The organism is Streptomyces sp. NPDC013157 (assembly GCF_042899865.1).
In the GTDB taxonomy this organism is placed as follows: Bacteria; Actinomycetota; Actinomycetes; order Streptomycetales; family Streptomycetaceae; genus Streptomyces.
Map to the genome: position 1 here is coordinate 813,550 of NZ_JBIBAK010000001.1, position 21,553 is coordinate 835,102.

Annotated in this window: 21 protein-coding genes; 14 read left to right on the forward strand and 7 right to left on the reverse strand. The window is 72.9% G+C overall.

The features are described from left to right. Positions 1-15 precede the first annotated feature (15 nt). The gene (locus tag ACFY6U_RS03655; protein ID WP_390034885.1) at positions 16-207 is read left to right on the forward strand and encodes a hypothetical protein; all 192 of its coding nucleotides are present in this window, start codon (positions 16-18) and stop codon (positions 205-207) included. On the opposite strand, the gene ACFY6U_RS03660 is transcribed toward ACFY6U_RS03655, so the two are convergent. Together ACFY6U_RS03660 and ACFY6U_RS03665 are read right to left on the reverse strand one after the other, a co-directional pair. Then, positions 199-870: an ABC transporter gene (locus tag ACFY6U_RS03660; protein ID WP_390034886.1), complete on the reverse strand. Its 672-nt coding sequence runs from the start codon at positions 868-870 to the stop codon at positions 199-201. The two genes, ACFY6U_RS03655 and ACFY6U_RS03660, sit on opposite strands and share 9 nt — an antisense overlap. Beyond that, positions 867-1,763, reverse strand: coding sequence for an ATP-binding cassette domain-containing protein (locus tag ACFY6U_RS03665; protein WP_390034887.1), 897 nt, complete (start codon positions 1,761-1,763; stop codon positions 867-869). The genes ACFY6U_RS03660 and ACFY6U_RS03665 overlap by 4 nt, the downstream gene beginning before the upstream one ends. Positions 1,764-1,904: 141 nt before the next feature. On the opposite strand from ACFY6U_RS03665, the gene ACFY6U_RS03670 reads away from it, so the two are divergent. The 6 genes from ACFY6U_RS03670 to ACFY6U_RS03695 all read left to right on the forward strand — a co-directional run bounded on the left by ACFY6U_RS03670 (position 1,905) and on the right by ACFY6U_RS03695 (position 8,681). Further along, a complete protein-coding gene (locus ACFY6U_RS03670; RefSeq protein WP_390035194.1) occupies positions 1,905-2,606 on the forward strand; it encodes a peptidyl-tRNA hydrolase in 702 nt (233 codons plus the stop codon). A gap of 106 nt (positions 2,607-2,712) precedes the next feature. After that, positions 2,713-3,504, forward strand: coding sequence for a DUF4142 domain-containing protein (locus ACFY6U_RS03675; RefSeq protein WP_390034888.1), 792 nt, complete (start codon positions 2,713-2,715; stop codon positions 3,502-3,504). 126 nt (positions 3,505-3,630) lie between these two features. Further along, complete coding sequence (locus ACFY6U_RS03680) at positions 3,631-4,905, forward strand: DUF692 domain-containing protein (protein WP_390034889.1); 1,275 nt, start codon at positions 3,631-3,633, stop codon at positions 4,903-4,905. 298 nt (positions 4,906-5,203) lie between these two features. After that, on the forward strand, positions 5,204-6,004 hold the full coding sequence (locus ACFY6U_RS03685) for a DUF4142 domain-containing protein (protein ID WP_390034890.1): 801 nt from the start codon (positions 5,204-5,206) through the stop codon (positions 6,002-6,004). Between the two features lie 97 nt (positions 6,005-6,101). Continuing rightward, positions 6,102-6,881, forward strand: a complete 780-nt coding sequence (locus tag ACFY6U_RS03690; RefSeq protein ID WP_390034891.1) for a TIGR04222 domain-containing membrane protein — start codon at positions 6,102-6,104, stop codon at positions 6,879-6,881. A 153-nt stretch (positions 6,882-7,034) separates the two neighbouring features. Beyond that, positions 7,035-8,681 carry an alpha/beta hydrolase gene (locus ACFY6U_RS03695; protein WP_390034892.1) on the forward strand — a complete coding sequence of 549 codons (1,647 nt, stop codon included), beginning with the start codon at positions 7,035-7,037 and terminating at the stop codon, positions 8,679-8,681. 6 nt (positions 8,682-8,687) lie between these two features. Here the strand turns inward: ACFY6U_RS03695 and hemQ are convergent, their stop codons facing one another. Both hemQ and hemG read right to left on the reverse strand, forming a co-directional pair. Further along, positions 8,688-9,419, reverse strand: a complete 732-nt coding sequence (gene hemQ / locus ACFY6U_RS03700) for a hydrogen peroxide-dependent heme synthase (RefSeq protein WP_390034893.1) — start codon at positions 9,417-9,419, stop codon at positions 8,688-8,690. A 5-nt stretch (positions 9,420-9,424) separates the two neighbouring features. Then, on the reverse strand, positions 9,425-10,876 hold the full coding sequence (hemG, locus tag ACFY6U_RS03705) for a protoporphyrinogen oxidase (protein ID WP_390034894.1): 1,452 nt from the start codon (positions 10,874-10,876) through the stop codon (positions 9,425-9,427). A 154-nt stretch (positions 10,877-11,030) separates the two neighbouring features. Between hemG and ACFY6U_RS03710 the strand changes: the two genes are divergently transcribed. Together ACFY6U_RS03710 and ACFY6U_RS03715 are read left to right on the forward strand one after the other, a co-directional pair. Further along, a complete protein-coding gene (locus ACFY6U_RS03710; RefSeq protein ID WP_390034895.1) occupies positions 11,031-11,930 on the forward strand; it encodes a DUF4349 domain-containing protein in 900 nt (299 codons plus the stop codon). 37 nt (positions 11,931-11,967) lie between these two features. Continuing rightward, positions 11,968-13,353 (forward strand): FAD-dependent oxidoreductase, encoded by a 1,386-nt coding sequence (locus ACFY6U_RS03715; protein WP_390034896.1) that lies wholly within the window; start codon positions 11,968-11,970, stop codon positions 13,351-13,353. Between the two features lie 78 nt (positions 13,354-13,431). Here ACFY6U_RS03715 and ACFY6U_RS03720 read toward each other — a convergent pair whose 3' ends face one another. After that, positions 13,432-13,734: a hypothetical protein gene (locus ACFY6U_RS03720; protein ID WP_351961903.1), complete on the reverse strand. Its 303-nt coding sequence runs from the start codon at positions 13,732-13,734 to the stop codon at positions 13,432-13,434. A gap of 121 nt (positions 13,735-13,855) precedes the next feature. On the opposite strand from ACFY6U_RS03720, the gene ACFY6U_RS03725 reads away from it, so the two are divergent. Beyond that, complete coding sequence (locus ACFY6U_RS03725; protein ID WP_390034897.1) at positions 13,856-14,680, forward strand: rhomboid family intramembrane serine protease; 825 nt, start codon at positions 13,856-13,858, stop codon at positions 14,678-14,680. Between the two features lie 9 nt (positions 14,681-14,689). Here the strand turns inward: ACFY6U_RS03725 and hemE are convergent, their stop codons facing one another. Continuing rightward, complete coding sequence (gene hemE, locus ACFY6U_RS03730; protein ID WP_390034898.1) at positions 14,690-15,757, reverse strand: uroporphyrinogen decarboxylase; 1,068 nt, start codon at positions 15,755-15,757, stop codon at positions 14,690-14,692. A 108-nt stretch (positions 15,758-15,865) separates the two neighbouring features. On the opposite strand from hemE, the gene ACFY6U_RS03735 reads away from it, so the two are divergent. From ACFY6U_RS03735 to ACFY6U_RS03745, 3 genes are all read left to right on the forward strand, one after another. Beyond that, entirely contained in the window at positions 15,866-16,552 is a 687-nt protein-coding gene (locus ACFY6U_RS03735; protein ID WP_390034899.1) for a DUF3000 domain-containing protein, read from the forward strand. A gap of 291 nt (positions 16,553-16,843) precedes the next feature. Beyond that, positions 16,844-17,503 carry a response regulator transcription factor gene (locus tag ACFY6U_RS03740; RefSeq protein WP_089104714.1) on the forward strand — a complete coding sequence of 220 codons (660 nt, stop codon included), beginning with the start codon at positions 16,844-16,846 and terminating at the stop codon, positions 17,501-17,503. A gap of 205 nt (positions 17,504-17,708) precedes the next feature. Further along, positions 17,709-18,989, forward strand: a complete 1,281-nt coding sequence (locus tag ACFY6U_RS03745) for an HRDC domain-containing protein (protein WP_390034900.1) — start codon at positions 17,709-17,711, stop codon at positions 18,987-18,989. A gap of 42 nt (positions 18,990-19,031) precedes the next feature. Here the strand turns inward: ACFY6U_RS03745 and ACFY6U_RS03750 are convergent, their stop codons facing one another. Beyond that, positions 19,032-19,766 carry a TetR family transcriptional regulator gene (locus ACFY6U_RS03750; protein ID WP_390034901.1) on the reverse strand — a complete coding sequence of 245 codons (735 nt, stop codon included), beginning with the start codon at positions 19,764-19,766 and terminating at the stop codon, positions 19,032-19,034. Between the two features lie 614 nt (positions 19,767-20,380). Here ACFY6U_RS03750 and ACFY6U_RS03755 point away from each other — a divergent pair. After that, positions 20,381-21,352: a hypothetical protein gene (locus tag ACFY6U_RS03755; RefSeq protein ID WP_390034902.1), complete on the forward strand. Its 972-nt coding sequence runs from the start codon at positions 20,381-20,383 to the stop codon at positions 21,350-21,352. Positions 21,353-21,553: the final 201 nt, after the last annotated feature.

Here is a 21,553-nt window from a genome sequence, read left to right on the forward strand (position 1 = left end):
TCCTACGCTGGAGACATGAGCGACGAGGGGCATGAGGGCTACTGCACGACCGCCGAGGGCGCGAAGCCGCCGACGGCGGACGGTCCGCCGTACGCCGAGTGTGTGCTGTGCCGGGAGCCGACGGAGTACCCGGAGTCGTACAAGGGCATCACGATGTGCCAGCGGTGCGAGTGGCAGGAGGCACAGCGGACCGCCTGCTCAGGATGAGCGGCGGCCGTTGACGGCGCAGGCCATGGTGAAGGCCGCGGCGGTGAGCAGGGCCGCCGCGGCCACCGGCAGCAGCGAGACCGGGATCCGGCCGGATTCCGACCCGGAGACCAGACCGCTGACCGCCGCGTGCGCCGGGGAGCCCCCGGCCACCACGGCGAGCAGCGCGGCCAGCAGCATCGCGGGCACCGCCCGGCCCGGCGAGCGCAGCAGCGGCCGGTTGGTGAGCGCGCCGACCGCGGTGCCCAGCAGGGCACAGGCGAGGGTGGCGAGGAGACCGGCGGCACCGGCCCGCAGGGGTGGTACGGGGAACCGGTGGTCGTTGGTGGCGTGCCGGCTGATCACCGTCACGACCAGGGTGGCCGCCGTGCCGAGCAGCGCGGCGGCGCCGAGGGCGGTGAGCAGGGCGGCCAGATGGGCCCTGGCCGGGCCGCGCGCCGCGGTGACACAGGCGCGGGCGGCCGGCGGTTCGCCCGTGACGCAGATCCGTACCAGCCAGGCGGCCACCGGCAGCAGCGCGGCGGCCGTGTAGCCGAGCGAGTCCAGCACCGGCTGACCGCTCTGCACGCCCACGCCCAGGAACACCGCGTACAGGATCACCGGGGGCAGCCAGCGCTGGGAGCGCAGGAGGAGAGCGGTCTGGTAGCGCAGGAGTGCGGTCATGGGCGGTCTTTCTCGTCCGGCGGGACGTCCGAGGGGCTGCCGGTGAGGCTGTCGGAAGGGCTGACGGAGACCACGTGCCAGGGCGGCCGGGCCGTGAGCAGGGCACGCAGGACCACGTCCGAGTGGGACGCGGGAACCGTAAGACGGTAGGTGCCCTGGGTCGGTTCCTCGGCCACGGCCGCGGTGCGGGTCGCGTCGGCGGGCAGCCGGCCGCCGGCCGGGCCCCGGACGGTGACCACGGTGAGCGGGCCGACGGGTGAAGTCGCCTGCACGGTCCGGGGCCTGAGGGTGCCGTCGACGACCTGGTGGATCGCGTCGGGCGCACCCGCGAGCCGCCGGGGATCGTGGTCGACGAACAGCACGGCGCCCCCGGCGGCGGTGCGCTCGGCGACGGCCCGCTCCAGCTCGGCACGGGCCTCGGCGTCCAGGCCGGTCCAGGCCTCGTCCAGGACGAGGAGTTCGGGGTCGGCGAGCAGCGCCTGGACGACGGCGACCTTCTGGCTGGTGCCCTTGGAGAGCTGGGCCATGGGCGTGGCCGCGTAGGCCGCGGCGCCGAACCGCTCCAGCCAGTCCGCTGCGCGGGCCGCGGCCGACCTGCGGGAGAGGCCGTGGACGGTGCCGAGATGGGTGAGGTAGCCAGAGGGGGTGAAGGGGAGCGCGGAGGGGAAGCGCTCGGGGACGTACGCGGTGCGGGGGCGGCCGGTGACACGGCCCTCGGTGGGGGTGTCTATGCCGGCGACGATGCGGAGCAGGGTGGACTTGCCGGTGCCGTTCGCTCCTTCCACGCGGGTGAGGGAGCCGGGGGTGAGGGTGAGGTCGATGCCTCTTAACACCCAGGGGCCGCGTATGCCGTAGCGGCGGCCTACGCGGGCCAGTTCAAGATCACGGTGCATGGGGATATTGTCGTGCGATCCCGACGCGGGGGTGAGCACCGTCTCGGACTGCGGGCGCGTTGTGGCTGGTCGCGCCCGCGCGGCGGAGCCGCAAATGACACGGCCCGCGCCCCTTAGGGTGATGGGGTGAGCGTTGATTCCATGTCACCCGGCGACAGCCCGTTCAAGACGGAACCCACTGCACGTGACGAAGCACCCCAGTTCGTGTTGCCCCTTGTCGTGCGGATAGAGAAGTCGGCTCCCCCGCCCCGCACCGACGCACTCGAAACGGCCGCTCGGGCCGTGCTGGCCATGCTCAGTGATGAGCGGGCCCTCGGGGACGGTGAGTGGGCGCAGGCCGTTCGGGACTGGGAGGACGCGCGGATCCGGAAGGTCGTGCGGCGGGCTCGGGGGGCCGAGTGGCGGCGGGCCGGGGAGTTGCCCGGGATCACCCTCACGGGGAAGTCGGCCGAGGTGCGGGTGTTTCCGCCGGTTCCCCTGGACGGGTGGCCCCGGGAGCTGGCCAAGTTGCAGGTGTCCGAGACCGAGTTGGACGATCCCGAGCCGCCCGCGGGTGCCGACCGGTCCGCGCCCGTGCTGTGGCTGAACCCGGAGTTGGAGATGTCGGCCGGGAAGGCGATGGCGCAGGCCGGGCACGGGGCGCAACTGGCCTGGTGGGCGCTGTCGGAGGAGGAGCGGGAGGCGTGGCGCGACGCCGGGTTCCCGCTCGCCGTGCGGACCGCCGATCCGGCCGAGTGGCGTGAACTGACGGACAGCGGGCTGCCGTTGGTGCGGGACGCCGGGTTCACCGAGATCGCCCCGGGCAGCTGCACGGTGGTCGCGGACCATCCGGCACTTCACTGACCTGGTCTTTTTTAACTCCCCTGGGAAACTTTGCCTGTTGTTTGAACGGCGCCGTCGTCCCACCCGTACGTCCTGGCACTGAACCAGCGACACGGGGAGGCATCCCTTGCGGCGTTTCAACGGTACGGCCATGGTCCTGGCGGCCCTCGCCACCACGCTCGGGGCGCTCGCCTACCCCGTGTGGTCGTACGCCGACCGCTCCGGCACCGGGCAGGCGAACCTGGCGGCGGGGACCGTGGCCACCCAGTGGGGCCCGCTGTCCGCCGCCGACCGCGATCTGATCGTGCGGGTCCGGCTCGCCGGCCTGTGGGAGCTGCCGGCCGGGCAGCAGGCCATCGAGCGGGCCCCGAGCACGGCGATCAAGGAGGCCGGCGACCATCTGATCGTCGGCCACACCGACCTGGACCGGCGGGTGCGGATCGTCGCGGGGCAGCTGGGCGTCGAACTGCCCAACGTGCCGAACGAGCAGCAGCAGGGCTGGCTCCAGGAGATGTCGGCGGCGACCGGCGCCGAGTACGAGTACAAGTTCGTGAACCTGCTGCGGGCCGCGCACGGCAAGATCTTCCCGGCGATCGGGACGGTACGGAACACCACCCGCAACAGCCTGGTGCGGCAGCTGGCCTCGGACGCCAACCAGACCGTGCTGGACCACATCACGATCCTGGAGAAGACGGGCAAGGTCGACTTCGAGGCCATCGCCAACGAGATCGCCAACGCGAGCACGGCCAGCCCGACCGGTCCTGCGGTACCGGCGCCGGGGGTGGTGGTGCCCTCCGCGCCGGCCGCGCAGGCCAGCGGCGACGTGCGCACCACGTCCCGGCCCTCCCCCGGCGCGCCGGGCACGGTGAACACCGCACGCCCGGATCCGGTGGACAGCCTCGGCGTGCTCGGCGGGTAGCCGGCCGAACAGCTCCCCGGAGCGCGGGCGCGAACCTCAAATGTTGCTCTGAAGCGGCAGACAACGCGGTTCGCGGACGCGCTCCGGGGCCATACCCCCGTCATTCGGAGCAGGAGGGGGACGGCCATGACCGCGGAGCGGCTGGGTACGGGCATCGGCTGGCGGCCGGAGATCGCGGACGCCGTGGAGCGCATGCCGGGCATCGACTGGGTCGAGGTCGTGGCCGAGAACACCTGTCCGGGCCACCTCCCCGAGCCGCTGCGGCGGCTGCGCGAGCGCGGGGTCACTGTCGTCCCGCACGGTGTCTCGCTGGGCCTCGGCGGCGCGGACCGTCCCGACGGGGAACGACTGAGGGCGCTCGCCGAGCGGGCGGAGGCCCTGGCCTCACCCCTGGTCACCGAGCACATCGCGTTCGTCCGCGCGGGCGGCCCGCGCACGGCGTCGCCGGCCCTGGAAGCCGGCCACCTGCTCCCCGTCCCCCGCACCCGGGACGCCCTCGACGTGCTCTGCGAGAACGTCCGCATCGCCCAGGCCGCGCTGCCGGTGCCGCTCGCCGTCGAGAACATCGCCGCGCTCGTCTCGTGGCCGGGCGAGGAGATGACCGAGGGGCAGTTCCTGTACGACCTCGTGGACCGTACCGGGGTACGGCTGCTGATCGACGTGGCGAACCTGCACACCAACCACGTCAACCGCGGGGAGGACCCGGCCAGGGCCCTCTCCGAACTCCCCGTCGAGGCGATCGCCTACGTCCATGTCGCGGGCGGCTTCGAGCGGGACGGCGTCTGGCACGACAGCCACGCCCACCCGGTGCCCCCGGCGGTCCTGGACATCCTGACCGACCTCGCGTCCCGGGTCGCGCCGCCGGGTGTGCTGCTGGAGCGGGACGAGAACTTCCCGGAACCGGCCGAGCTGGAGCGTGAGCTGACGGCGATCCGGACGGCCGTGACGGCGGGCGGTGCGGTGGCCGGCCGCCCGTGGGAGCCCTCGCCGGCGGCTCCCGCCCCCGAGGTCTCCGACGCCGCCCGGCAGCGGGTCGGGCTCGCGCAGACCGCGATGCTGTCGTCGCTGGTCGCGGGGACGCCGCTGCCGGAGGGGTTCGACCGGGCGAGGATGGGGGTGCAGGCGCGGGCGCTGGCCGCGAAGCGGGCGGATGTGGTGGCGAAGATCGCCCCGGAGCTGCCGGAGATCCTGGGGGCGGGGTACCGGGCGGCTTTCCTCACGTATGCGCAGGAGCGGCCGATGACGGGGGGCTACCGGCGGGACGCCCTGGAGTTCGCGGGGGAGCTGCTGCGAACGGGGAGCGGTCCCTCTCATCGGCGGCTGGAGCAGTGGTGGCTGGAGCGGGCGGGGTCGGCACCTCGACGATCGCTTGCGCGCAGGGTGCTGCTGCGGCGGGGTTAGCGGCCCGGGGGCAGGGACGCTCACCGGCGCTTGCCGGGTGCCGCCCGCGCCCACCCGTGCCGCCCCAGCGGCACGACTGCCCGCGGATCACGTGCCCCGTAAGGGGCGCTGGGGGTACCCCCCGGCCGAAGGCCGGGGGAGGAACTGCGCGATCAGCCCCCACCGGCCCACGGCCGACGTACGGCCCACGCGCCCTCGGCGCTGCTTCGTCCGTCACACGGTCCGACCGCTCTCCGCACCCCTCGGTAATATGCCAACCCCGCGCGGCGAAGCCCCACCGTGCGGTGCAGGAGGCAACATGCGCGCGCGACCCCGACCCCCCGTCCAGGGACGAGGCATATTCAGCGGTACCGGGCTGATCATCGTCTGTCTCGCGGCGACCCTCGCCGCCCTGGTGTTCCCGATCTGGTCGTACGCCGACCGTTCCGACCCGACCGGCTCGGTGAACGTGCTCAGCGCCCAGACCGTGACGACGGCGTACGGCCCGCTGTCCGCGCAGGACCGGGACTTCATCGTGAAGGTCCGCCTCGCCGGGCTCTGGGAGCTGCCGGCCGGGGAGATGGCGGAGCAGAAGGGCACCACGGCGGCCGTACGGACGGCCGGGCAGCACCTCGTCGACGGACACACCTCCCTCGACGCCCACGTCCGCACCGTCGCCGCCCAGCTCGGCGTGCCGATCCCGAACAGCCCGAACGTCCAGCAGCAGCAGTGGCTCGCCACACTGAACGCCGCGCAGGGACAGGACTTCGACCGCGAGTTCGCGAACATCGTGCGGCTGGCGCACGGCCGGGTCTTCTCCGTGGTCGCGCAGGTCCGCGCCGCCACCCAGAACACCCTGGTCCGCGATCTCGCCGACGACGCCAACACCACCGTCCTGGACCACATCAAGGTCCTGGAGGCGACCGGCTACATCGACTTCGGCACGCTGGCACAGCAGTTGGCCGCCACCCCCTCCCCCGTCGCCACACCGCCCGTCGTCGCCCCGGCGGACGCGACCCCGATCGCACCGGGGCCGGCAGCGACCCCGTCGCCGTCCTCGACGTACACACTGCCGCCCGCCACCGCCAGCCCGGAACCGGACTCCTCCGACAGCCCCTGACCTGCGCGGGGAAACGGAACGTCACATACCTACAACACTCGGTCCGGAATGTGAACAGGGCATGGCGGTGGCCAGGACCCTGGCATAGAAACGTGTCATGTTCTGGGTCCTTCTCCTGCTCCTGGCCTGGGCCGTCGCCGGCACCGCCTGCACCCGGCTGTGCCTGGCCGCCGTACGGACGGCGGCCGTCGACGCGGACGCGGGCCATGGACACGATCTGACGCTGTACGAGGCCGCGTTCCTGTCCGGCGGGCCCGCGCGGGTCGCCGATCTGACGCTGGTGTCCATGGCCCGGCAACGGCGGCTGCTGCTCGCCCACACCGGCTGGGCGACCGTCGTGGACCCGCGGGGGCGGGACGAGATGGAGCGGTCGGTGATAGGGGCCATCGGGCCCGAGGGGCAGTCGCGGATAGCGCCGGTGCGCTCGGCGGCGGCCGACACGGACGCCGTGCGGAGTCTCGGCGAGGAGCTGGTACGGGCGGGGCTCGCGGTGCCCGACGCGGCGGCGCGCACGACGGTCGCCTCCGGTGTCCGGCAGGTCCGGGCCGCCGCGCTGGCGATCCTCGGGCTCGCCGTCGTCGCGCTCACGCTGCCCGCGCCGACCGAGATGCCGCGCGACCTGGTCGCCGTCTGGTTCGCGCTGCCCCTCACCCTGACGCTGAGCTGCCTGGCCATCGCCCGCGTCGAGGTGCATCCGTACTCGCGCTGGGCCTCCCCGGCCGGCCAGCGGCTCCTCGGCACGCTGCACCGGCGGGCGAACCGCGCGGCCGACGACCAGTCGCTGCTGGCCTCCGTCGCCGTCCGGGGCATCCGCGCGATCGGTGAACCGGAGCTGCGTGCGGCCTTCGCACACCGGGACCAGCTGCCACGGGAGTGAGCGGGGGCGCATAGGGAGCATTGCGCCGACACCGGCCCGATGGTGCTTGCCTTCGCCGACAACCGGTCGAAATATCCCTTTTATTGCTGCCGTGCAGTCGCTGCGGTGTCCTTGCCGCCACGCCACCGCAGCCGTTGCACCGAAGGGATACGCATGAGAGCCCCCGCCCTGTACTCGGCCGCCGGGTCCCTGATCCTGACCACCCTGGCCGCCGCCCCGGCCGGGAGCGCCCCCCGCGTCCCGGACGCGGCGGCGGCCGAACTGCACGGCACCGCCGTGGCCGCCGCGCGGGCGCGCGCGGCGGGCATCGACTTCGGCAGGTGCGCCGCCGACCTGGAGGCGCCGGAGACCCTCCGGTGCGGCACGGTGAGCGTCCCGCTGGACTACGCGCACCCGGACGGCAAGCAGATCAAGCTGACCGTCAGCCGGGTGGCGGCCACCCACAAGGACCCGCACAACAGCAAGCGCAGGGTCCCCCGGCAGGGTGTCCTGGTCTACAACCCGGGCGGGCCCGGCGCCTCCGGCATGCTCTTCCCGACGGTCGGCGTGCTGCCCGAGTGGAAGCGCATCGCCGCCGCCTACGACCTGGTCGGCTACGCCCCGCGCGGCGTCGACCGCTCCGCCCCGCTGTCCTGCGTAGCCCCCAGGCACTTCTACAAGGCGCCGTCGCAGTCGCCGACGCATCCCTCCGAGGAGTACAAGAAGGCCCGGATCAAGGAGGCGCAGGCGTACGCGAAGGGCTGCCTCAAGCGCTCCGGGAGCAGGCTCCGCCACTACACCTCGCTCAACAACGCCCGTGACCTGGACGTGCTGCGCGCGGCGCTCGGCGAGAGGCGGCTGACCTTCATGGGCGCCTCGTACGGCACCTACTTCGGCGCGCTGTACGCGACCCTCTTCCCCTCGCACGTCCGGCGGATGGTGCTGGACTCGGCGGTGAACCCGGACCCGGCGCAGGTCTGGTACCGGGACAACCTGGAGCAGTCGGCCGCGTTCGAGAGCCGCTGGGCGGACTTCCGGGAGTGGATCGCCGGGAACGACGCCGTGTACAAGCTCGGCGACACGGCCGCCAAGGTGCAGGCGAGTTACGACAAGGCCGCCAGGCGGCTGGCGAAGAAGGCGGCCGGCGGGAAGGTCGGGCCGGGGCAGTTGCAGGGCGCGTTCCTGTCGGCCGGGTACTACGACGACTTCTGGCCGAGCCGGGCGGAGGCGCTGTCGAAGTTCCTGAAGGGGGACGCCAAGCCCCTGGTCCGGCTGGCGGCGCCGACCGCGGAGACGGCCGCCGAGGCGGAGAACGGCAACGCGGTCTACACGGCCGTCGAGTGCAACGACGCGTCCTGGCCGACGAAGTGGCAGACCTGGAACCGGGACAACACCCGGCTCGCGCGCGTGGCGCCCTTCGAGACCTGGGACAACGCCTTCATGAACCTGCCGTGCGCCTACTGGCCGGTGCCCCGGCAGAAGCCGCTCGACGTCCGGACGGGCCCCGGTGAGCTGCCGCCGACGCTCATCCTGCAGGCCGAGCGGGACGCGGCCACGCCGTACGCGGGCGCGCTGGAGATGAACCGGCGCCTGTCCGACTCGGTGCTGGTGACCGAGCGGGACGCGGGCACGCACGGCATCGGCGGCGGTCCCAACAAGTGCGTGAACGGCTACCTGGAGGCCTACCTGCTGGAGGGCCGGCTCCCGAAGCGGCACGCCTCGTGCGCGGGGCACGCGGAGCCGAAGGCGGCGGCGCCGGCCGACCATGCCCGGGGGAAGGACCTGCGGGACTCCCTGAAGGGCAAGACCGGCCAGCGCTGACGATCGTCAGGCGAGGCCCGCGACCAGATCGGCCACCGACTTGCGGCGTCCGGTGTAGAACGGGACCTCCTCGCGGACGTGCCGGCGGGCCTCGGAACCGCGCAGGTGGCGCATGAGGTCGACGATGCGGTACAGGTCGTCGGCCTCGAAGGCCAGCACCCACTCGTAGTCGCCGAGCGAGAACGAGGCGACCGTGTTGGCACGCACGTCCGGGTAGCCGCGGGCCATCTTGCCGTGGTCGGCGAGCATCCGGCGGCGGTCCTCGTCGGGCAGCAGGTACCAGTCGTACGACCGCACGAACGGGTACACGCTGACGTAGTTGCGCGGGGTCTCGTCGGCGAGGAACGCCGGGATGTGCGAGCGGTTGAACTCCGCGGGCCGGTGCAGCGCCATGTTCGACCACACCGGCGTGAGCGCGCGGCCCAGCTTCGTGCGGCGGAAGAGGTTGTACGCCTCCTGGAGCTGGTCGCTGGTCTCCGCGTGCCACCAGATCATCAGGTCGGCGTCGGCGCGCAGACCGGAGACGTCGTAGGTGCCGCGGACGGTCACGTCCTTGGCGGCGAGCTGGTCGAACAGCTCCTGGACCTCGTCGGCGTAGCCCGCGCGGTCCTCGGGCAGCACGTCCTTCAGCTTGAAGACCGACCACAGGGTGTAGCGGATGACCTCGTTGAGGTCCTTGGCCAGCTTGCCCTTGTTCGGGATCCTGCCGGACTCGGTGGTGGGGGCGTCGTCACTCATGGTCCCTATTCTCCCGCTCCGCCGTGCAGGCTCTGCACCGGGTTGGCCATCAGCTCCTCGACCCCGCCGAGGTCGCCCGCCAGCTGGTCCACGGCCGCGTACGCGCTCGCGATGCAGGCGGGGATGCCGACACCGTCGTACTGCGCGCCGCACACCGCGAGGCCCGGGAGCTTGGCGACGTGCTCGCGGACGCGGGCCACGCGCGCGTGGTGGCCGACCGGGTACTGGGGCAGGCCGTCGGTCCAGCGGGTGACGCGGGTGGCGACGGGAGCCGCGTCCAGTCCGGTGGCCTCGCGCAGGTCGTGCCGGGAGAGGTCGACGAGGTCGGCGTCCTCGCGGCCGAGGATCGCGGTCTCGCCGTACCGGCCGACCGAGGTGCGCAGGACGACGACGTCCGGGTCCTCGTCGGCGATCCAGCCCCACTTCTGGGAGGCGAAGGTGGAGGCCTTGATGGTGCGGCCGTCGACGGGCGGGACGAGGAAGCCGCTGCCGGCGGGCAGGCCGAGCCCGGCGCGGCGGTAGGCGAGGGTGATCAGGGCCATCGAGGCGTACTCGACGGCGGCCAGGTCGGCCGCGGCGGCGGGTGCCTCGGCGCGCAGCAGGCCGGCGGCGGCGGGGGCGGGAACGGCGACGATCACGGCGTCGGCGGACAGCACCCGGCCGGGGGTGCCGATCCGCCAGCCCCGGGGTTCCCTGCGCAGTTCGGTCACGGGCGTCCCGGTCAGGATCTCTCCGCCGCGGGCCCGCACCGACTCGGCGACCGCGAGCGGCAGGGTGCCGACGCCGCCCTCGATGCCCATGAAGACCGGCCCGGTCTGCTGGGCCGCGGCCGCCTTGGCCTGGATCTCGCGGACGGCCTCCGTCAGCGAGTCGTGGTTCTTGGCGGCCTGGTAGAGCTGGGGGACCGCGGAGCGCATCGAGATGCGGTACGCGTCGCCCGCGTAGACCCCGCCGAGCAGGGGCTCGACCAGCCGGTCGACGACCTCCCGGCCGAGCCGCGCGGCCACGTACTCCCCCACCGCCACGTCGTCGCCGACCTCGGTCCGGGGCAGGTCGGCGTCGCCCTCGATGCGGGCGAGGCCCTCCTCGGAGAGCACGCCGGACAGCGCGGCGGCGGTGCCGGGAACGCCCATGACGTGGCCCTTGGGCATGGGGCGCAGGGCGCCCCGGGTCCAGATGGCGGCCGTGGCGGTGGCGGGGGCCTGCAGCCGCTCGCCGAACCCCACCTCGCGGGCGAGGGCGACCGCCTCGGGCCGGCGGGCCAGCATCGACTCGGCGCCCAGGTCGACCCGCACGCCGGCGATCTCGCCGGGCAGCAGCTTGCCGCCGACTCGCTCCGAGGCCTCCAGCACGGTCACGCGCGCGCCGCGCTCCAGCAGCCGGTGCGCCGCGGCCAGCCCCGCGATCCCGGCTCCGACGACGACGACCTGACCCGTGCCCGTACCCGTTGCGCTCATGACCTCACTCTCTCAGACCGCACTGACGCCCCCGCCCCGGCCCGGTGACCCGTACGCGTCCGGACCGTGACCGCACCGGGACCGCCGCCCCCGAACGTCCCGCCCCGCCCGGGCGTCGAAGTCGCGTCAGTCGTCACCACCCCCGGGGGGAACCATGCGCCATCCCGCACGACCCGTACGCCCCGCCCTCGCCGGCCTCCTGCTCGCCGCCGCGCTCGTCCTCACCGGATGCGGTGCGAACGACGCCTCCGGCGGCGGCTCCGCGAGCGATGCCAAGGCCGACGTGCACAGCGCTGCCGGGGAGGCGGCGGGCTCGGCGGGCGCCAAGGACAGCGGCAGCGGGACCGGCCGGACCACGCCCGATCTCACGGTGAACCGGATCATCCGCACCGCCTCGCTGACCGTGCAGGTCAAGGACGTGCCCAAGGCCCTCGACGCGGCACGCACCACGGCCGAGGACGCCGGCGGCTACGTCGGCGACGAGACCACCACCCGGGATTCCGCGGGCCACGAACGCACCCGCGTGGTCCTCCGGGTGCCCACCGGGAAGTACGACGAGGTGCTCGGCGCCCTCCAGGGCGCGGGCAAGCTGATCGACCGCACCGCGAAGGCGCAGGACGTCACCGACCAGGTGGTCGACGTGGACAGCCGGGTCAGGTCGCAGCGGGCCAGCGTGGCCCGGATCCGCGAGCTGATGGACCGGGCGGCCAAGCTCAGTGACGTGGTCACCCTGGAAGGGGAGTTGAGCAGCCGGGAGGCCGACCTGGAGTCGCTGCTGGCCCAGCAGGCGTCCCTGAAGGACCGCACGAGCATGGCCACGATCACGCTCTCCCTCACCCGGACGCCGGTCAAGGCGGCCGCGGAGGACGACTCCCCGGGGTTCGTGGACGCCGTGTCCGGCGGCTGGCACGTCTTCGTCACCATGCTGCGCTGGATCGCGCTGGCCCTGGGCGCGGCCCTGCCGTTCGCCGCCCTGGCAGCCGTACTGGCGCTGCTGTGGTGGCGGCTGGCCCGCCGGCGGCGGGCCACCGGGCAGCCCGGCAGCGAGACCTGAGCGAGCCCGAAATGCCCGCGCCCCGTAGCGTGTTCGCATGAGCATGAACGGTGGGCGGGAACGACTGGTCGTGATCGGCGGTGACGCCGCGGGCATGTCCGCGGCGTCCCAGGCACGTCGGCTGCGGGGACCGGACGAGTTGGAGATCGTGGCCTTCGAACGCGGCCACTTCACCTCCTACTCGGCGTGCGGGATCCCGTACTGGGTGGGCGGTGACGTCGAGGAGCGGGACCATCTGATCGCCCGCTCCCCCGAGGAGCACCGGGCCCGCGCGATCGACCTGCGGATGCGCACCGAGGTCACGGAGATCGACGTGGCCGGGAAGCGGGTACGCGCGCGTGACGTCGATTCCGGCGCCGAGTCCTGGACGTCGTACGACAAACTCGTCATCGGCACCGGGGCCCGCCCGATCCGCCCCGACATGCCGGGCGCGGACGCGCCGGGGGTGCACGGTGTGCAGACCCTGGACGACGGCCAGGCCCTCCTCGACACGCTGGCACGCACGCGTGGCCGCCGGGCCGTGGTGGTCGGCGCCGGCTACATCGGCGTCGAGATGGCCGAGGCGCTGATCAACCGGGGCTACGAGGTGACGGTCGTCAACCGCGGCAGCGAGCCGATGTCCACGCTCGACCCGGACATGGGCCGCCTGGTCCACGAGGCCATGGAGGGCCTCGGCATCACCATGGTCGACGACACCGAGGTCACCAAGGTGCTCACCGGCCAGGACGGCAGGGTGCGCGCGGTGGCCACGGAGGACGCCGAGTACCCGGCGGACGTGGTGATCCTGGGCATCGGCGTCCGTCCGGAGACCGGCCTGGCCGAGGCGGCGGGCCTGCCCGTCGGCCGGCACGGCGGGCTGCTCACCGACCTCGCGATGCGGGTGCGCGGGCACGAGGACATCTGGGCGGGCGGCGACTGCGTGGAGGTCCTGAACCTGGTCTCGGGCCAGGAGCAGTACATCCCGCTCGGCACCCACGCCAACAAGCACGGCCAGGTCATCGGCACCAACGTGGGCGGTGGCTACGCCACGTTCCCGGGTGTCGTCGGTACGGCGGTGAGCAAGGTCTGCGACCTGGAGATCGCCCGCACCGGCCTGCGCGAGAAGGACGCGCTCCGGGTGGGCCTGCGGTTCGAGACGGTCACCGTCGAGTCCACGAGCCGTGCCGGCTACTACCCCGGCGCCAGCCCCATGACGGTCAAGATGCTCGCGGAACGCCGCACGGGCCGCCTGCTCGGCGTCCAGATCGTCGGCCGGGAGGGCGCGGGCAAACGCGTCGACATCGCGGCGGTCGCCCTCACGGCGAACATGACGGTGGAACAGATGACGGCCCTGGACCTGGGCTACGCACCACCGTTCTCACCGGTGTGGGACCCCGTACTGGTAGCGGCGAGGAAAGCCACGGCAAAGGTGCGAACTTTCTAAGGGGCGCGCAGGTCACCGACCCAGGGGCGCGGGGAACTGCGCGACCAGCCACAGTCCACCCGCACCCCGCAACGCATCTCAAGCCGTGCCGCTGATCCGCGGCAACGAAGTAACCCCCGCCCCTCCCGGCGCAGCCGCGGCAGCAGGCTGCTCGGTCCCCGGCCGCGCATGCGCGGCCGCGGGCCGCGTCGACCGCAGCCGGTTGCTCACCGCCTCGTCCAGCGTCACCGGCCGCTGCATCTGCGCGGCCAGCCGCCCCGCCTCCTGGCCGAGCCGTGCCACGTCCTCCCAGGGCAGCCGTACGACAAGGGAGATCTCGGCCTCACCGTCGGGCAGGGCCTGCATGGGAGGGAATGCCTGAGGAGTAACCCGCTCGTTCATCGCCTGTTCCTCACGTCGCCTGAACCTCACGTCGGTCGCAAGGACATACGCACGCGCGCGTGGCGACGTTCACCGAGGCTCCCCACGCATCGAGCGCCCCCGCCCTGGGCACTAGTCAGCTGTGGTCATCCCCGTTCATGACGTGAACCCGGTGCGTCGCACGCCGTACGTGACGTACGCGTTGATCGCCGCGAACGTGCTCGTCTTCCTGTTCACGCCCGGCATAGCCGGCTCCGTGGCCGGTGGCAGCGACCTGGCGCAGCTGTGTCATCTGCAGGCTTTCATGGATCACTACGCGGCGGTCCCCCGGGAGCTGATCCACCATCAGATGCCGCAGGTGGTCCCGAGCGGCCAGGTGGGCATCGGCCGGAACGGCGCCGGCTGTGTCGTCGGCCCGCCCGGTTACGACAAGTCGCCCGCGCTGTCGGTCTTCACGGCGATGTTCCTGCACGGCAGCTGGCTGCATCTGCTGGGCAACATGCTGTTCCTGCTCATCTTCGGCAACAACGTCGAGGACCGGATGGGGCACATCCGCTTCTTCCTCTTCTACGTCTTCTGCGGCTACGCGGCCGGCTACGGCTTCGCGCTCCTCAACGCCTCGTCGGGCGACCCGTTGATCGGCGCGTCCGGCGCGATCGCCGGGGTCCTGGGCGCGTATCTGGTCCTCTACCCGAGGGCCAGGGTCTGGGTACTGGTCCCGTTCCTGGTCTTCCTGCCGCTGCGGCTGCCGGCCTGGCTGGTGCTGGGCTTCTGGTTCGTGCTCCAGGCCGTCTACTCGTCCGGCGAGGGCGTCTCCGACGCCGGGACCGTGGCGTACGCGGCGCACATCGTCGGCTTCCTGGTGGGCATGGTGCTCGCCTGGCCGCTCAAGCCGGGCACACCCCCGCCGCCGGAGCCGCGCGGCCTGCTGTTCGGCAGGCGGGCCCGGCCCCGGCACGGCTGGTAACGGACCGGGTCAGCGCACGCTCTCGGTGTGCACGAACTCGACGAGGCGGGTCAGCGCGTCCGGGTCGGTGGACGGCATCACGCCGTGGCCCAGGTTGAAGACATGGCCTTCGAGACCGGCGGCCGCGTCGAGCACCTCGCGCGCCTTGGTCTCCACCGCGTCCTTGCCGGCGAACAGGACGGCCGGGTCGAGGTTGCCCTGGAGCGCCTTGCCGGGGCCGACGCGGCGGGCGGCCTCGTCGAGCGGGACCCGGTAGTCGACGCCGACGACGTCCGCGCCGGCCTCGCCCATGAGCTGCAGCAGTTCGCCGGTGCCGACGCCGAAGTGGATGCGCGGGACACCGTATCCGGCGACGGCGTCGAAGACCTTCGCGGAGGCGGGCAGCACCGAGCGCCGGTAGTCGGCGGGGGCCAGCGCCCCGGCCCAGGAGTCGAAGAGCTGGACGGCGGAGGCGCCGGCCTCGATCTGCACCTTGAGGAACACGGCCGTGATGTCGGCGAGGCGGTCGAGCAGGTCGGCCCAGAGCTCCGGGTCGCCGTACATGATCGCCTTGGCGTTCTCGTACGTGCGCGAGGGGCCGCCCTCGACGAGGTAGCTCGCGAGGGTGAACGGCGCGCCGGCGAAGCCGATCAGCGGGGTCGGGCCGAGCTCGGCGGTGAGCAGGCCGACGGCCTCGGTGACGTAGGTGACGTCCTCGGGGGTGAGGTCACGGAGCTGGGCGAGGTCGGCGCGGGTGCGGATCGGGTTGGCGACGACCGGGCCGACGCCGGGCTTGATGTCGAGGTCGATGCCGATGGCCTTGAGCGGGACGACGATGTCGCTGAAGTAGATCGCCGCGTCCACGTGGTGCCGGCGGACGGGCTGGAGGGTGATCTCGGCGACCAGCTCGGGCCGCGTGCACGACTCCAGCATCGGGATGCCCTCGCGCACCTTGTGGTACTCCGGCAGCGAGCGGCCGGCCTGGCGCATGAACCACACGGGGGTGTGCGGCACGGGTTCACGCCTGCACGCCTTCAGGAAGGCACTGTCGTACGTCGCTGTCGGCTGCTGGCCCGCAGGGCTTCCGTTCGCACTCACGACGGCAAGTCTCGCACGCCCCGGAAGCCGACATGGCCGCGCCCTTACATGGTCCTTAGGTGGTGTCTCTCCCTGCGCGAAGGCGTCGTTCCCCTTACTCTTCCCCGCATGGCTGCGGCTCAGGGACGACTGTCGGACGGCGCTGGCGGGATGGGCGAGGGGAAGGACACCGGGGAGGACGAAGGACATACCGGGAGTGCGGCGCCACCGGTACCGCCGGCCTTCCGGGCCGCGGTCGACGCGCTGCGCGGTGCCCGGCTGCGGCCACAGGTCGAGGTGGAGCCGACGCCCGCCCCGCAGCGTCTCGCCCCGTTCGCGTACGCCGTGGAGGCGGCGGTGGTCGACGGTGAGCAGGATCTCGCCGACGGGCGTCTCGTACTGCTGCACGACCCGGCCGGGCACGACGCCTGGCACGGCACGTTCCGGCTGGTCACGCTGGTACGTGCGGAGCTGGAGCCGGAGATGGCGGCCGATCCGCTGCTGCCGGACGTCTGCTGGGCGTGGCTGACCGGCGCGCTGCAGGCGCGCGGCCTGGCGTACGGCGAGCCGAGCGGGACCGTGACGCGCGCCAGTTCGCACTACTTCGGCGGGCTGTCCGCGCGCCCCGCCGCCTCGCAGATCGAGATCCGGGCCTCCTGGACACCCCGGGAGGGCCGCGCCGGCGTCCCGGACACCGCCGCCCACCTCGCCTCCTGGTGCGACCTGCTGGCGCAGGTGGCGGGCCTGCCGCCGGCCGCCCCCGGCGACGCCTCGGTGGTCACGCTGCCGCAGCGCCGCGACCCGCAGGCCCGCTGAACCCGCACCGTCACGGGGACCCGTCCACCCGGGTCCCGTCGACTCACCCTTGATTGACCATCCTTTTGTCGATACGGCCACTTTCTGTCCCGTACGGCAACGGCCCGAACCGATTCGATCTTCGGATGATCGATCGCGTGTCCGAATTGCACGTATTGTTACTCACCAGATCGTGATCATTCTCTAAAGGCGGACGGGTTTGGTGCCGAAGACGACTGTGACCTTGAAAGCACGGTTCGTCCCGGCTTCTTCCCCCACAAGCCGGCCCCGTCCCCCACCCCAGGAGGCCTGGTGTCCGTTCTCCTAGAGCAGCCCGCAAGCCTGGTCGCCTACCGCCCGAACAAGCCCACCGCCATGGTGGTCGTGGCCGACCCGCGCGTCCGCTCCACCGTCACCCGCCACCTGTGGGCGCTCGGCGTGCGCGATGTCATCGAGGCCTCGTCCATCGCGGAGGCTCGTCCCCGCATCGGCAACCCCCGCGACATCTGCGTCGCCGACGTCCATCTCCCCGACGGCTCCGGCCTGACCCTCCTGTCCGAGACCCGTGCGGCGGGCTGGCCCAACGGCCTGGCCCTGTCCGCCGCCGACGACATCGGCGCCGTGCGCAACGCCCTGGCCGGCGGCGTCAAGGGCTACGTCGTCACCGGCACCCGCACCAACATCGGGCTCCCCACCCGACCCGGTGCCGCCCCCATCGGCGCCGCCTCCCGCATGCATCGCCGCCCCCCGGGTGCCCCGAGCCACCCGGGCGGCTACCGCGAGCTCTCCGGCCGTGAGGTCGAGGTGCTCCGGCTGGTGGCGGAGGGCCAGTCGAACAAGGCGATCGGCGTCTCGATGGGGCTGTCCGCCCTCACCGTCAAGAGCCACCTCGCCCGCATCGCCCGCAAGCTCGGCACGGGCGACCGCGCCGGGATGGTCGCCGTGGCACTGCGCACCGGAATCATCCACTGACCGACCGTTCACCGACCGGTCACCGACCGGTCATACGTTCACCGACGTGACCGGACCGGCCGCCGGTCCGGCGTCATGTCGTAACCCGTTGTCCCCCGTTCGTGGACCTGATCTTTCACCGGCCTGACTGGTTTACGACCCTCCGGCGTCCGTCGACGGAACGTTCCGTCGACGGATGCCGTCCACACACAGATACCCTTGACATGTGACCGACGCCCAAGACACCGCAGCAGACAGTTCACTGCGCACCACCGGGGGTACCCCTCCGGACGACGCCGGATCTTCTGTGACGGGGGCGCCGATCCCTTTGCTGGAGCCCCGTGAGGGCATTCCGCCGGTGATCGTGGACGAGGGCTCGCTGGCCGGCGTGATCGCCGCCTTCGCCGCCGGCTCCGGGCCGGTCGCCGTCGACGCCGAGCGCGCCTCCGGCTACCGCTACGGCCAGCGCGCCTACCTCGTCCAGCTGCGCCGCGAGGGCGCGGGGACCGCGCTGATCGATCCCGTCGCCTGCCCCGACCTGTCCGGCCTCGGCGAGGCGCTGGCCGGCGTCGAATGGGTGCTGCACGCGGCCACCCAGGACCTGCCCTGCCTGCGCGAGATAGGCATGACGCCCAGCAGCCTCTTCGACACCGAGCTGGCCGGGCGGCTCGCCGGGTTCCCCCGGGTCGGGCTCGGCGCGATGGTCGAGGGCGTCCTCGGGTTCATGCTCGAAAAGGGCCACTCGGCCGTCGACTGGTCGACCCGGCCGCTGCCCGAGCCCTGGCTGCGGTACGCGGCGCTGGACGTCGAGCTGCTCGTCGACCTGCGGGACGCCCTGGAGAAGGAGCTGGACCGGCAGGGGAAGCTGGAGTGGGCGCGGCAGGAGTTCGACGCGATCGCGGCCGCGCCGCCGGCCGAGCCGCGCAAGGACCCCTGGCGCCGCACGTCGGGAATGCACAAGGTGCGCCGGCGCCGGCAGCTGGCGGTGGTACGGGAGCTGTGGCAGACCCGGGACCGGATCGCGCAGAAGCGGGACGTGTCGCCGGGCAAGGTGCTCAGTGACGCGGCGATCGTGGAGGCCGCGCTGGCGCTGCCGGCCAATGTGCACGCCCTCGCGGGACTGAACGGCTACGGCCACCGGATGGGGCGGCGGCAGCTGGAACAGTGGCAGGCGGCGGTGGACCGCGCCAGGACGCTGCCGGACCCCGCGCTGCCGCAGCCGGGACAGCCCGTGACGGGGCCGCCGCCGCCCCGGGCGTGGGCCGACAAGGACCCCGCCGCGGCGGCGCGCCTGTCGGCCGCCCGGGCCGCGGTCTCGGCCCTGGCCGAGCAGCTCACCATGCCCCAGGAGAACCTCGTCGCGCCGGACACCGTGCGCCGGCTCTGCTGGGAGCCGCCGCAGGTGGTCGACGCGGAGACGGTGGGGGCCGCGCTGGTGGGGTACGGCGCGCGGCCCTGGCAGGTGGAGCAGGTGACACCGGTGCTGGTGGCGGCGTTGTCCGCCTAGGCGGACGGCCGGCACACGACGTCGGCGGCCGGTCCGCCTCGCTCAGTCACTGCGGGTCCCGACGACCGGTTCGCCCTGCGGCGGTTCCGGTTCGGCCGGATCAGTCCGGTCGGCCGGGCCGTCCAGGAACGCGGTGTGGAGATGCCTGCCCCGGTCCACGGAGAAGTCGATCTCGGGCAGGAGTTCCGGAACGGCGATCACGGTCATCAGGTTGCGGTACATACGAGAAATCCGCGTCTCGACATTCCGCATGTGCCGGTCGAGGGTGTTCGAGATGAGCACCACTCCGGCCCAGTTCCCCGCGATCTGGTAGGCCTGCTCCTCGACGTCGACGAAATTCTTCAGCTCGCCGCGTCGCCGCGCTTCGGTGAGCTGCTCCGTATTGAAAGCGATCCAGTCCGGCCAAGGCGTTCCGTAGGTCTCCGGCGCACTACTGTGGAACGACAGCTTCAAAGCGGCCTGAAGGGCGTTCTCGTGGGAGATCCGGTGGGCCAGGATCATTCCGATGTCGACCACCTCCTGGAGCATGATCCGCTGTTCCCGCAGGCCGTCCATGGTCAGCGTGTTGTGCATGATGGCCGTCGCCACTTCGACCTTTCCGCCCGGGAAATGCCGGTAGAAGGCCCCCTTGCTGGTCTGTGCGGCGGTGATGAGGTCACCGATCGACGTGCCTTCATAACTGTCCATCACGAAAAGCGCACCGGCGGTGTCGAGGATTCGCTGCCTCGTGTCGATGGCGCGTTGTTGCTGACGTCGCGGCCTGCGCGGGTTGCTCATTCGATCTCGCCTTCGAGGCCCGCCGACGGGAATACGACCGAACGGGCTTTGTCCGGGACAGCCGCGCACGCATTTCGAAACGCCCCTCCGCGCACGCGCTGATCAGCGCCCCGATACTACCCCGGAGACCGGACCGGGCGAGGGGCTCACGGGACCGGGCGAAGACCGTCCCGCGCCCCGCCCGTGGAGCGGTGGACACCGCCCGCGCCCGCTCCTCGCTTGACGTCACCATGCCAGAGTTCCAGACTTGGCGAGTCATAACAGACCGAGTAGTCCCTTCTAGCCGGGAGACCACCACGGCAACATGGACATAACTCCTCTTTGGGTAACGCTCCTTGGCTGCCGTGAGCACCCAGCCGGCCATCCGGCCCGAACAACGGCCCCTCACATCCGGTAAGTTTCCGGGCAGTTCATGGAACCGACGCACCGTTCCGCCGGAACAAAGGGGAAGCAGCGCGGAAGAGACCACTTGGTCCAAACAGGCCTGGCGACACAGGGCCGGGGCAGTCGGCCGGACTCGGTACGGCAGTGCCCTTTCAGACACTTTCACCGGCCGAGCGGCGAGCCGAACCGTGGCCCCGCCCCCGCCCACACCCGCTGGGGAGTCCGCAGCCATGACCACCGTCCCCTCCGTCGTCGCGGCCGTGTCACGGACCGATCCCGCCGCCGGCACCGTCGCGGTGGTCGCCCCGTACGAGGGAGGGGGACCGTGTCCCCGGGCCTTCGCGGGGCCCGACCGGCCGGCCGTGGCCGTCCTTCCGGAGCACCGGCTGCGGCCGCCTGCGTACCGGAACGCGACGCTGCCCGCCGGGTACGGCGACACGGTCGTGCACCGGGGACTGCGGCAGACGGTCAAGGCGCTGCGGGCGCTCGGGGTGTCCGCCGTCGTCGCGGGCGGGACCGGGGGCATCGAACTGGCCGAGCGGATCGCCTGGCAGCTCGGTCTCCCCGGAGCCGATCCCGCGAACTCGCCGCTGAGATACGACCGCGGCGCCCAGGCGGACCGGCTGGCCCGGCTGGGGATCCCGGCGCCGCGGGGCATCCGTACCGCGCGCCCGGCCGACGCCGTGGCCTGGGCGCGGTCGCACCCCGCGGCCGGCTACCTGCTCGCCCCGGCGGCCGCCGGAACCCCGGTCGACGCGGTGGAATGCGCGGACGAAGGCGGGATCGGCGCGGCCTGGCCGGCGCTGTGGCACGCGGCCGCCCGGCACTCGGGCAGCCCGCACCTGGTGCTGACCGAACTGCCCGGGCGCCGCCGGTACACGGTCGACACCGTCACCCGCCCCGGCCCGGACGGGCGGCCCCAGCACGTGGTCACCGGGCTGCGGGCGGACGACCCTGCCGGACCGCGCGCGCCGGGCAGCCCGTCGGTGCCGGCCCTGACGGGCTACACGATCCGGGTGCTCGACGCGCTCGGCGTGGTGTGCGGCCCGGCCACCGTCCGGCTCGCGTACCGCGACGACGACACGGCCGGCCGTGGGCCACTGCTGATCTGCGCACTCGCGGCGCCCGTCATGACACGGGCCGTCGGCGTGCCTGACCTCCGGCCCCCTCCCACCGTCCCCTTCATCCGGGACCGTCCATGACCCGGCGGCCGTCCGCCCGCGTACCCCACCACCCGAGAGGAACCCCTGTGCTCACGTCATCCGCGCCCCGGCCCCGCCCCGCCGGCACCCGGCGGCTGTTGACGGGCAACGCCCGCATCTTCGAGCTGGGCACACCGCGAACGGCGCCGTCCGCGCGGCGTCCGTTCGCCGCCCCGGTGATGCGCGCCGTACGAGTCCGCG